Below are 10,623 nucleotides of genomic sequence, written 5' to 3' on the forward strand. Positions count from 1 at the left end.
GCCGTCGCCATGATCGGTTTCCCCGAAGCGGCGCTGACCCTGAGCCACGCCACGATCGCGCTGGCCCTGGCCCCCAAGTCGAACGCGGCGACCACCGCGATCTTCGCGGCCCAGGCGGACGTGCGCGACGGCCTCGCGGGCGCGGTCCCGCCGCATCTGCGCGACGGTCACTACAAGGGCGCGGCCAAGCTGGGCCACGCCCAGGGGTACGTGTATCCGCACGACGTCCCGGGCGGTATCGCGGCGCAGCAGTACGCGCCGGACGAGGTCCACGGCAGGCGCTACTACGAGCCGACGCGTTACGGCGCGGAGGCGAGGTACGCGGACGTGGTCGAGAAGGTGCGGGAGCGGCTGCGCGGCGACGGCTGACGGCAGGCCCGGGCGCGTGCACAGGCCCCCGGCCGACCCGGTACACTCGTGCGGAGTGCTGCGTCCCGTGTCCGGCTTCGGTCGGCGCCACCAGAACGGGACAGGCAGCCGGAGACCCGCCTCGCGCGGAATCTCCAGGAGTGTCGCGCACCTTCGAAGGTGTCGCGGGCAACCCATCACCTCCCCGGCCCCCGGGATCAGGCGATGGGCCGTTCGCGTGCTGCACGTATGTGCCCAGACCAGGGAGCGGCTGCCCGTCAGGTCCTCGACGACCGTACGGGTTTCCCCGGCTGCGGATGCGACCTCCTCTAACCCTGGTGAAGCCGTATTCGTACAGATAGAGAGGTTGGTTCATGCCGAACCAGTCCCGTCCCAAGGTCAAGAAGTCGCGTGCCCTCGGCATCGCGCTGACCCCGAAGGCCGTCAAGTACTTCGAGGCCCGCCCCTACCCGCCGGGCGAGCACGGCCGTGGCCGCAAGCAGAACTCGGACTACAAGGTCCGTCTGCTCGAGAAGCAGCGTCTGCGCGCGCAGTACGACATCAGCGAGCGCCAGATGGCGCGCGCCTACGACCGTGCCAAGAAGGCCGAGGGCAAGACGGGTGAGGCGCTGGTCGTCGAGCTCGAGCGTCGCCTCGACGCCCTGGTCCTGCGTTCGGGCATCGCCCGCACCATCTACCAGGCCCGCCAGATGGTCGTGCACGGTCACATCCAGGTCAACGGTGGCAAGGTCGACAAGCCGTCGTTCCGCGTCCGTCCCGACGACGTCGTGATGGTCCGCGAGCGCTCCCGCGAGAAGCCCCTGTTCCAGGTGGCCCGTGAGGGTGGCTTCGCCGCCGACGGTGAGACCCCGCGCTACCTGCAGGTCAACCTGAAGGCCCTGGCCTTCCGCCTCGACCGCGACCCGAACCGCAAGGAAATCCCGGTCATCTGCGACGAGCAGCTGGTCGTCGAGTACTACGCCCGCTGATCTGGGGCATCTCCCGGCGGTAGCCGGGGGAGCCGTAGTACCCCCCGCGGTGTTCAGCCCGCCGCTTCCCCGCCCTTACGAGTGGGGGAGTCGGCGGGCTTCCGCGTTCTCCGGGAACGCCGTACGGAACGGGCGCGGCGCCCGTGGGCCCGTGCCGCGTGCGCCCGGGTTCCGGCGCACGCTGAGTGCCCGGTCCACCGCCGCGTCCAGCGAGAGCCCCTGCCCCTCCCGCACCGACGCCCGATAGCGTTCCGCGCCCAGCAGTTCCCCGGCCTTGGCCGCGCACAGCGCCCGCGCGCCGTTGAAGTGGCCCGAGCCGAAGAGCCGCAGCCCCACCGAGTCCCACACCGGCAGTGCGGCGCCCTGCAGCACGGCCGCCTCCGTCGGATCGCCCTCGCTCGCCGTCACCAGTGCGAGCAGCTCGATCGCCAGCACCAGCCCCACCAGATCGTGGAACATGTGGTTGATGCCGACGCACTCCGTGAGCAGCGTCCGCGCCTCGCGGTGATCGCCCCCGGCCCACGCCGCGTACGCCAGGACATAGAGCGCGTACGCCTTGGTCCAGCGCTCGCCGCGCTCCTCGCAGATCTCCCGCACCTCCGCGCAGAGCGCGACCCCGCCCTCCAGATCGCCCTGGAAGACCCGGGCCATCGCCAGCTCGACCTGACCCATCAGCACGTTGCTGTTGAGTTCGCCCAGCTCCCGGTACGTCGCCAGGGCCCGGCCGATCAGCTCCTCCGCACGCGGCATGTCGTCCGAGAGCAGCGCCAGACAGCCCATCCGGTGCGTCGCGCACGCCTCTGCCAGGGGGTTGCCGAGGGAGCGGGCCCGCTCCCCGCACTCGTGCAGCGCGGCCACCGCCGCCGTGGCGTCGCCCTGCAGAATCGTCACGTACCCCACCACCCACAGGGCCTTCAGCCGGGCGTCATCGTGCTCCGAGTCGAGCGCGAGCGCCCGGTCCAGCCAGTGCCGGCCCTCGGCCAGACGCCCGCACCCGACCCAGGCGAACCAGAGCGTCCCGGCGAGATGCTGCGCCAGGTGCGCCTCGTCCGGCTGCTCCAGACAGAGTTCGAGAGCCGCCCGAAGATTGGGGAGCGAGGCGTCCAGGCAGGCCGCGACCTCGGCCTGCCGCGGGCTGAACCACTCCAGCTCGCACCAGGTGGCCAGGCCCATGTACCAGTCGCGGTGCCGACGGCGCATGCGCTCGGTGTCGCCGAGCGCCGCCAGCCACTCCGCGCCGTAGTCGGAGACCGTATCCAGTATCCGGTATCTCGGACCGGCGGCCGTGTCCTCGCGTACGACCAGAGACTGCGCGAGCAGACCGCCGAGCACATCCATCACCCGCTCCGGCGGAAGCTCCCGGCCTGCGCAGACGTACTCCACCGCCTCCAGGTCGAACGGACCGGCGAAGACCGAAAGGCGCGCCCACAGCAGTCGCTCCTCCGGCGTGCACAGCTCGTGGCTCCAGCCGATCGCCGTACGCAGTGTCTGGTGCCGGGGGAGCGCGCCCCGCGCCCCGTCCGTCAGGAGCCGGAACCGGTCACCCAGCCGCCGCAGCATCTGCTCCACCGTCAGGAGCGGCATCCGGGCGGCCGCCAGCTCCAGTGCCAGCGGAATCCCGTCGAGCCGCCGGCACAGCTCGCGTACGGGCCCGGTCGCCTGGCCGGGTCCGGCCGAGGCCGCCGCCCGCTCCACGAACAGCGCCTCCGCGTCGTCCTCGTCCATCGGCGCCAGCGTGACCACGGCCTCCCCGTCGACGCGCAGCGGACGGCGGCCCACCGCGAGGACGGTGAGACCCGGGGCGTGCGCGAGAAGCCGACGGACCAAGGGGGCGCACTCCTCGACGAGGTGCTCGAAACCGTCCACCACCAGCAGCAGCCGGCGCTCCGCGAGGTGGTCGGTCAGCGTCTCGACCGGGGTGCGCAGCGTGTGGTCGGTCAGCCCCAGCGCCTCGACGAGGGCGAAGGCGACGAGCTCCGGGTCGGGCAGCACCGAGAGATCGGCGAGCCATACACCGTCGGTGTAGCGTTTCTCCACGGCCCTGGCGGCCCTCAGGGCGAGCCGGGTCTTGCCGACGCCCCCTACCCCGACGACGGTGACCAGGCGCGACTCCCCCAGGAGGCGGGTCAGTCGGTCGTGGTCTGCGGCCCGTCCGACGAAGACGTTCAGCTCCGCCGGGAGGTTGGTCCTTCGCATGGGACACGGAGCGTACTCATCCACGCGCACTCCGTACAATCGGGGCGGTTGATCCCCAGTCCCTGAGCCCCCGTACCGCCCCTAATGCGGTACGGGGAAAGACCCCGGGCGCGATAGGGTCGGAGGACGACTTTTCGCAAGGGCCCAACGACAGCAGAGAGCGGTGCGGAGTGACCGGTGGAGAGGTTGCCGGGATCCTGGTGGCCGTGTTCTGGGCGATTCTCGTCTCCTTCCTCGCCGTGGTTCTGGTGAGGCTGGCGCAGACGCTCAAGGCGACCACCAAGCTCGTGGCGGACGTGACCGAACAGGCGGTCCCGCTGCTCAGCGACGCCTCCGCCACCGTGCGGTCGGCGCAGACCCAGCTCGACCGCGTGGACGCCATCGCCTCGGACGTCCAGGAGGTCACCTCCAACGCCTCGGCGCTCTCCACGACCGTCGCCTCCACCTTCGGCGGCCCGCTCGTCAAGGTCGCGGCCTTCGGTTACGGAGTACGCAGGGCCCTCGGCCGGGACCAGGCACCGGCCGCGCCCGCCCCCCGCACCGTCGTCGGTCGCACCGTGCCCTCCGCGCGGCGCCGGAAGCAGAAAGGCTGACCCGCGATGTTCCGCCGTACGTTCTGGTTCACCGCAGGCGCAGCAGCCGGCGTGTGGGCCACCACCAAGGTCAACCGCAAGCTCAAGCAGCTGACCCCGGAGAGCCTCGCCGCGCAGGCGGCGAACAAGGCCATCGAGACCGGTCACCGGCTCAAGGACTTCGCCCTCGACGTCAAGGCGGGCATGGTCCAGCGCGAAGCCGAACTGGGCGAGGCACTGGGCCTCGAGGCATCCCCGGACGCACCGGCCGGGCGCGAGCTCCCCGGGGCGCGCCGCAGGGCATCGCTCGATGCCACCCCGGACACCACCACCACGTATTCGTACCGAACGATTTCGTACAACCGGAATGAGGACCACTGATGGAGTCGGCTGAAATCCGCCGCCGCTGGCTGAGCTTCTTCGAGGAGCGCGGGCACACCGTCGTGCCTTCGGCGTCGCTCATCGCGGACGACCCGACTCTGCTTCTGGTCCCCGCCGGCATGGTTCCCTTCAAGCCGTACTTCCTCGGCGAGGTCAAGCCGCCGTTCTCGCGCGCCTCCAGCGTGCAGAAGTGCGTGCGTACGCCCGACATCGAAGAGGTCGGCAAGACCACCCGCCACGGCACGTTCTTCCAGATGTGCGGCAACTTCTCCTTCGGCGACTACTTCAAGGAAGGCGCCATCAAGCTCGCCTGGGAGCTGCTGACCACCCCGGTGGAGCACGGCGGCTACGGGCTGGAGCCGGAGAAGCTCTGGATCACCGTCTACCAGGAGGACGACGAGGCCGAGCAGATCTGGCGCGACGTCATCGGCGTCCCCGCCGAGCGCATCCAGCGCCTCGGCAAGAAGGACAACTACTGGTCGATGGGCGTCCCCGGCCCCTGCGGCCCGTGCTCCGAGATCAACTACGACCGCGGCCCCGAGTTCGGCGTCGAGGGCGGCCCGGCCGTCAACGACGAGCGGTACGTGGAGATCTGGAACCTGGTCTTCATGCAGTACGAGCGCGGCGAGGGCTCCGGCAAGGAGGACTTCCCGATCCTCGGCGAGCTGCCGTCCAAGAACATCGACACCGGCCTCGGCCTCGAGCGCCTCGCGATGATCCTGCAAGGCGTACAGAACATGTACGAGACCGACACCCTCCAGGTCGTCATCGACAAGGCCACCGAGCTCACCGGCGTCGCCTACGGCAAGTCCCACGAGAGCGACGTCTCGCTCCGCGTCGTCGCCGACCACATGCGTACGTCCGTGATGCTCATCGGCGACGGCGTCACCCCGGGCAACGAGGGCCGCGGCTACGTGCTGCGCCGCATCATGCGCCGTGCCATCCGCAACATGCGCCTGCTCGGTGCCACCGGTCCGGTCGTCGGCGAGCTCGTGGACACCGTGATCAACACGATGGGCGAGCAGTACCCGGAGCTGATCACCGACCGCAAGCGCGTCGAGACCGTCGCCCTCGCCGAGGAGGCCCGCTTCCTCAAGACGCTCAACGCCGGCTCGAACGTCCTCGACGGCGCGGTCAGCGAGACCAGGGCCGCCGGTGGCACCGTCCTCTCCGGCGAGAAGGCCTTCCTGCTCCACGACACCTGGGGCTTCCCGATCGACCTCACCCTGGAGATCGCCGCCGAGCAGGGGCTCTCCGTGGACGAGGCGGGCTTCCGCCGCCTCATGCAGGAGCAGCGGGACAAGGCCAAGGCCGACGCCAAGGCCAAGAAGACCGGCCACGCCGATGTCGCCGCCTACCGTGAGATCGCCGACGGAAACGGCGCCACCGAGTTCACCGGCTACACCAACACCGAGGGCGAGTCCACGGTCGTCGGTCTGCTGGTCAACGGCGTCCCGTCGCCGGCCGCCTCCGAGGGCGACGAGGTCGAGGTCGTCCTCGACCGCACCCCGTTCTACGCCGAGGGCGGCGGCCAGCTCGCCGACCAGGGCCGGATCCGGCTCCACAGCGGCGCCGTCATCGAGATCCGTGACGTCCAGCAGCCGGTCCCCGGCGTCTCCGTGCACAAGGGCTCCGTCCAGGTCGGCGAGGTGACGGTCGGCTCCACCGCCTACGCCGCCATCGACGTCCGCCGTCGGCAGTCCATCGCCCGCGCCCACTCCGCCACGCACCTGACGCACCAGGCCCTGCGTGACGCCCTCGGCCCGACAGCCGCCCAGGCCGGTTCCGAGAACTCGCCCGGACGCTTCCGGTTCGACTTCGGCTCGCCGAACGCCGTTCCCGGCACGGTCCTCATGGACGTCGAGCAGAAGATCAACGAGGTCCTCAGCCGCGAGCTCGACGTCCACGCCGAGGTCATGCCGATCGACGAGGCCAAGCGTCAGGGCGCCATCGCCGAGTTCGGCGAGAAGTACGGCGAGAAGGTGCGCGTCGTCACCATCGGCGACTTCTCCAAGGAGCTGTGCGGCGGTACGCACGTCAAGAACACCGCCGCGCTCGGCCTGGTCAAGCTGCTCGGCGAGTCGTCGATCGGCAGTGGCGTGCGCCGTGTCGAGGCCCTCGTCGGTGTCGACGCGTACAACTTCCTCGCCCGGGAGCACCTGGTCGTCGCTCAGCTCCAGGAGCTGGTCAAGGGCCGCTCCGAGGAGCTTCCGGAGAAGATCTCCTCCATGCTCGGCAAGCTGAAGGACGCCGAGAAGGAGATCGAGAAGTTCCGCGCCGAGAAGGTGCTCCAGGCCGCCGCCGGTCTCGTCGAGACCGCCAAGGACGTCCGCGGTGTCGCGCTCGTCACCGGCCAGGTCCAGGACGGCACGTCCGCCGACGACCTGCGCAGGCTGGTCCTCGACGTCCGTGGCCGCATCCCGTCGGACCGCGCGGCCGTCGTGGCCCTGTTCACCACGGCCAACGGCCGCCCGCTGACCGTCATCGCCACCAACGAGGCCGCCCGCGAGCGCGGTCTCAAGGCCGGTGAGCTGGTCCGTACAGCCGCCAAGACCCTCGGTGGCGGCGGTGGCGGCAAGCCGGACGTCGCCCAGGGCGGCGGTCAGAACCCGGAAGCCGTCGGCGACGCCATCGACGCCGTCGAGCGTCTCGTGGTGGAGACCGCGTGACGATGCGCCGCGGTCGTCGTCTCGCGATCGACGTCGGGGACGCCCGGATCGGGGTCGCCTCGTGCGACCCCGACGGGGTCCTCGCCACGCCGGTGGAGACCGTGCCGGGACGTGACGTCCCGGCCGCCCACCGGCGGCTCCGCCAGATCGTCGAGGAGTACGAACCGATCGAGGTCGTGGTCGGGCTCCCTCGCTCCCTCTCCGGGGGCGAGGGCCCGGCCGCGGCCAAGGTCAGGCGCTTCGCGGGCGAGCTGGCGAAGGGCATCGCCCCGGTGCCGGTCCGCCTGGTCGACGAGCGCATGACGACCGTGACGGCGACCCAGGGGCTCCGGGCCTCGGGAGTGAAGTCGAAGAAGGGGCGGTCCGTCATCGACCAGGCCGCCGCTGTGATCATCCTTCAGAACGCTCTTGAGTCCGAACGGGTATCAGGTAATCCGCCTGGCGAGGGCGTCGAAGTGGTCATCTGATCGCGATACGGTAACGTTCCGCGCGATGCGGCGGTGTTCGAACAGCCTGCCGCACTACGTAGAGGCGGACCGTCCGGAAGCCTCGCGGCTGTTTGGGGATCGATGACTGAGTATGGCCGGGGCCCCGGCTCCGAACCGTGGCATCCCGAGGACCCCTTGTACGGGGACCAGGGATGGGGAGGCCAGCCGCAGTACCCGCAGCAGGCGCAGCAGCAGTACGGTCAGCAGGACCCGTACGGCCAGGGCCAGACGCAGGGCTACGACCCGCACCACCAGCAGCCTCACCAGCACCAGCATCAGCAGCACGCGCAGCTTCACCAGCAGCAGTCGCACGCGCAGCAGCAGGGGCAGTACGACCAGCAGGCGCACCACCCCCAGCAGTACGTGGATCCCGCGACGTACGGCGGATACCAGGGCCAGCCCGCCCAGGGCTACGACACGTCCGGGTATCCCGTACAGCAGTACGACCCCACCTGGGAGACGGGGCAGGCGGCCATGCCGTACGGCACGACGCCAGCCGACCCCTACGGCGGTCAGAACCCGGATCTCTACGGCACCCCCGAGGCGTACCCGCCGCCGCAGCCCCCGGGCCGGCGGCAGGCCCCGCCGGAGCCCGTCACCGAATGGGAGGCGGAGGCGGCCGCGGAGGCCGAGGAAGAGGAGCGGCACCCCTTCTTCACCGGTGAGGACGGCACCGACGACGAGTACGACGACGAGCCCGGCGACAGGCGGTCGTCGCGGGGCGGGCGCGACCGCCGGGGCGGCAAGGGCAAGAAGAGCAGGAACGGCGTCGCCTGTCTGGTCGTCGCGCTCGTCCTCGTGGGCGGCGTCGGCGGAATCGGCTACTTCGGCTACCAGTTCTGGCAGGGCCAGTTCGGCGAGGCACCCGACTACGCGGGCGACGGCAACGGCTCGGTCCAGGTCGAGATCCCCAAGGACTCCGGCGGCTACGAGATCGGCAACATCCTCAAGAAGGCGGGCGTCGTCAAGAGCGTGGACGCCTTCGTCGCCGCGCAGGGGAAGAACCCCAAGGGCCTCTCCATCCAGGCGGGCGTCTACACGCTGAAGAAGGAGATGTCGGCGGAGAGCGCCGTCACGATGATGCTCGACCCGGCGAGCCAGGCGAACTTCGTGATCCCCGAGGGCCGGCGGAACGTCTGGGTCTACGAGCAGATCGACAAGAAGCTCGACCTCAAGGCGGGCACCACGCAGGGCGTCGCCAAGGCGAAGGCGGACGACCTGGGCCTCCCGGAGTGGGCGAAGAACCACGAGAACCTGAAGGACCCGCTGGAAGGCTTTCTCTTCCCGGCGAGCTACCCGGTGGCCAAGGGCAACAAGCCCGAGGACGTGCTGCGCAAGATGGTCTCCCGCGCCAACGCGGAGTACGCGAAGTACGACCTGGAGGCCAAGGCGAAGCAGCTCGGGGTCGACAGTCCGTGGCAGCTCATCACCATCGCGAGCCTCGTGCAGGCCGAGGGCACGTCGCACGACGACTTCCGCAAGATGTCCGAGGTCGTCTACAACCGGCTCAAGCCCAGCAACCCGCAGACCTACGGCAAGCTCGAGTTCGACTCGACGTACAACTACATCAAGAACCAGAGCAAGATCGACCTCACCCTTGAAGAGCTGCGAAAGTACGACAACCTCTACAACACGTACTTCTACAAGGGCCTGCCGCCCGGCCCGATCGGAAACCCGGGCAACGAGGCACTGAAGGGCGTGGTGAACCCGACGAGCGAGGGCTGGTACTACTTCATCTCGCTCGACGGCAAGACGTCCCGGTTCACCAAGACGAACGCCGACCACCAGAAGCTCGTCAACGAGTTCAACAAGTCGAGGAAGAACTGATGCCGTCAACGCGGCGTGCGGCCGTCCTGGGCTCGCCGATCGCACACTCGCTCTCCCCGGTCCTGCACCGGGCGGCCTACGCCGCGCTCGGCCTCGACACCTGGTCGTACGAGCGGTTCGAGGTCGACGAGGCCGGGCTTCCCGGCTTCGTCGCCGGACTGGACGAGTCCTGGGCGGGGCTGTCCCTGACGATGCCGCTGAAGCGGGCGATCATCCCGCTGCTCGACGAGATCAGCGACACGGCCGCCTCCGTCGAGGCCGTCAACACGGTCGTCTTCACCGAGGACGGCCGCCGGGTCGGCGACAACACGGACATCCCCGGCCTGATCGCCGCCCTGCGGGAGCGGGGCGTCGACAAGGTCGAGTCCGCGGCGGTCCTCGGGGCCGGCGCCACCGCCTCCTCCGCGCTCGCCGCCCTCTCCCGGATCTGTACGGGCCCCGTCACCACCTACGTCCGGAGCGCGGCCCGCGCCGAGGAGATGCGCGGCTGGGGCGAGCGGCTCGGTGTGGACGTGCGTACCGCCGACTGGGCGAACGCGGACCGGGCGTTCGCCGCCCCGCTCGTCATCGCCACCACCCCGGCGGGCACCACCGACGCGCTCGCGGCGGAGGTCCCCGGTGCGCCCGGCACGCTCTTCGACGTGCTGTACCACCCCTGGCCGACACCGCTCGCCGCCGCGTGGTCGGAGCGCGGGGGCGCGGTCCTCGGCGGCCTCGACCTCCTCGTCCACCAGGCCGTCCTCCAGGTCGAGCAGATGACGGGCGTTCCCGAGGCCCCGCTGGCCGCCATGCGCGACGCCGGTGAAAGGGCCCTGGCAGTCGCCTGAACGCTCCCGAGACGCTCGCGGCGCCCGCCGGGCCGTGGCGCGCTGCCCGCGCCCCGCGCTCCCGGCCCGAACCCGTGACCCGAGCGATCTGACGTTCTTCGCGTCCGATGGCTGGACCGACGACCAGGTTCGACCCCCGGACGTGGGAGGATCGGGGGTGGCGGGCCAGGGCCGCGCACCCGGTCGCGCCACAGCAGTTCCAGGCGCGAGCATGAGGAGCATCGTTGAGCAGGTTGCGCTGGCTGACAGCCGGAGAGTCGCACGGACCCGCGCTGGTCGCGACGCTGGAGGGTCTTCCCGCTGGTGTTCCGGTCACCACGGAGCTG

General features: G+C 70.5%; 9 protein-coding genes and 1 pseudogene. 9 read left to right on the forward strand and 1 reads right to left on the reverse strand.

Annotated features, from left to right (window positions below; all coding sequences use genetic code 11):
- Positions 1-369: pseudogene (locus tag ACFUJR_RS37200) on the forward strand (replication-associated recombination protein A); the annotation flags it as partial.
- Positions 370-722: 353 nt separating this feature from the next.
- Complete coding sequence (rpsD, locus tag ACFUJR_RS37205; RefSeq protein WP_158985446.1) at positions 723-1,337, forward strand: 30S ribosomal protein S4; 615 nt, start codon at positions 723-725, stop codon at positions 1,335-1,337.
- Between the two features lie 75 nt (positions 1,338-1,412).
- On the opposite strand, the gene ACFUJR_RS37210 is transcribed toward rpsD, so the two are convergent.
- The gene (locus ACFUJR_RS37210; RefSeq protein WP_383175776.1) at positions 1,413-3,533 is read right to left on the reverse strand and encodes an ATP-binding protein; all 2,121 of its coding nucleotides are present in this window, start codon (positions 3,531-3,533) and stop codon (positions 1,413-1,415) included.
- 170 nt (positions 3,534-3,703) lie between these two features.
- Between ACFUJR_RS37210 and ACFUJR_RS37215 the strand changes: the two genes are divergently transcribed.
- The 7 genes from ACFUJR_RS37215 to ACFUJR_RS37245 form a co-directional block, all read left to right on the forward strand.
- Positions 3,704-4,126 carry a DUF948 domain-containing protein gene (locus ACFUJR_RS37215; RefSeq protein WP_383175773.1) on the forward strand — a complete coding sequence of 141 codons (423 nt, stop codon included), beginning with the start codon at positions 3,704-3,706 and terminating at the stop codon, positions 4,124-4,126.
- A 6-nt stretch (positions 4,127-4,132) separates the two neighbouring features.
- Entirely contained in the window at positions 4,133-4,486 is a 354-nt protein-coding gene (locus ACFUJR_RS37220) for a DUF6167 family protein (RefSeq protein WP_383175771.1), read from the forward strand.
- A complete protein-coding gene (gene alaS / locus ACFUJR_RS37225) occupies positions 4,486-7,155 on the forward strand; it encodes an alanine--tRNA ligase (RefSeq protein WP_383175768.1) in 2,670 nt (889 codons plus the stop codon). The genes ACFUJR_RS37220 and alaS overlap by 1 nt, the downstream gene beginning before the upstream one ends.
- Positions 7,156-7,157: 2 nt before the next feature.
- A complete protein-coding gene (gene ruvX, locus ACFUJR_RS37230; protein ID WP_383175798.1) occupies positions 7,158-7,622 on the forward strand; it encodes a Holliday junction resolvase RuvX in 465 nt (154 codons plus the stop codon).
- A gap of 102 nt (positions 7,623-7,724) precedes the next feature.
- Entirely contained in the window at positions 7,725-9,470 is a 1,746-nt protein-coding gene (gene mltG / locus ACFUJR_RS37235) for an endolytic transglycosylase MltG (protein ID WP_383175765.1), read from the forward strand.
- The gene (locus ACFUJR_RS37240; RefSeq protein ID WP_383175762.1) at positions 9,470-10,297 is read left to right on the forward strand and encodes a shikimate dehydrogenase; all 828 of its coding nucleotides are present in this window, start codon (positions 9,470-9,472) and stop codon (positions 10,295-10,297) included. The genes mltG and ACFUJR_RS37240 overlap by 1 nt, the downstream gene beginning before the upstream one ends.
- A 224-nt stretch (positions 10,298-10,521) precedes the next feature.
- On the forward strand, positions 10,522-10,623 hold a 102-nt coding region (locus ACFUJR_RS37245; RefSeq protein ID WP_383451197.1), incomplete at its 3' end, for a chorismate synthase.

The organism is Streptomyces sp. NPDC057271 (assembly GCF_042668715.1).
Lineage (GTDB): Bacteria > Actinomycetota > Actinomycetes > Streptomycetales > Streptomycetaceae > Streptomyces.

Excerpts from the sequence above, each read along its gene's own strand:
- alaS (WP_383175768.1), top strand. The coding sequence starts at position 4,486 with ATGGAGTCGGCTGAAATCCGCCGCCGCTGGCTGAGCTTCTTCGAGGAG.
- mltG (WP_383175765.1), top strand. The coding sequence starts at position 7,725 with ATGACTGAGTATGGCCGGGGCCCCGGCTCCGAACCGTGGCATCCCGAG.
- ACFUJR_RS37210 (WP_383175776.1), bottom strand. The coding sequence starts at position 3,533 with ATGCGAAGGACCAACCTCCCGGCGGAGCTGAACGTCTTCGTCGGACGG.
- ruvX (WP_383175798.1), top strand. The coding sequence starts at position 7,158 with ATGCGCCGCGGTCGTCGTCTCGCGATCGACGTCGGGGACGCCCGGATC.
- rpsD (WP_158985446.1), top strand. The coding sequence starts at position 723 with ATGCCGAACCAGTCCCGTCCCAAGGTCAAGAAGTCGCGTGCCCTCGGC.
- ACFUJR_RS37220 (WP_383175771.1), top strand. The coding sequence starts at position 4,133 with ATGTTCCGCCGTACGTTCTGGTTCACCGCAGGCGCAGCAGCCGGCGTG.
- ACFUJR_RS37240 (WP_383175762.1), top strand. The coding sequence starts at position 9,470 with ATGCCGTCAACGCGGCGTGCGGCCGTCCTGGGCTCGCCGATCGCACAC.